At 66.2% G+C, this 263-nt stretch carries 1 protein-coding gene; it reads right to left on the bottom strand.

Annotated elements, in window-relative coordinates; translation table 11 throughout:
* Nucleotides 1-263 (bottom strand): citrate/2-methylcitrate synthase (locus SB753_RS38275; protein WP_410805321.1); only part of this gene is annotated, 263 nt, incomplete at both ends.

The raw sequence follows: 263 nt of genomic DNA, 5'->3' as shown, positions 1-263 counted from the left end.
CCGGGTAACGACTTGTTATCGGCGAGCCGGCGTCGCACGGTCTGCTCGGCTCCCGAATGGCGCGCATCGTCGATCAACGCATGCACTCGTGTAATCGCGTCGCCGTGCAACGGCCCGGAGAATGCGGCAAGTCCCGCCAGCATGCACGCACCAAGCGACGCACCCGTCGACGCAGCAACACGGGCAGCAAACGCCGAGCTGGTCAGTTCCTGATCCGCGAGCAGCACGAGCGTCCTGCGCAAAAGCTCCGCGTGCCGCTCAGC

This window comes from Paraburkholderia sp. SIMBA_053 (assembly GCF_046534895.1).
GTDB lineage: Bacteria > Pseudomonadota > Gammaproteobacteria > Burkholderiales > Burkholderiaceae > Paraburkholderia > Paraburkholderia caledonica.
Note: the sequence above shows the minus strand (reverse complement) of the source record. Positions and strands in the feature narration are given on the sequence as shown.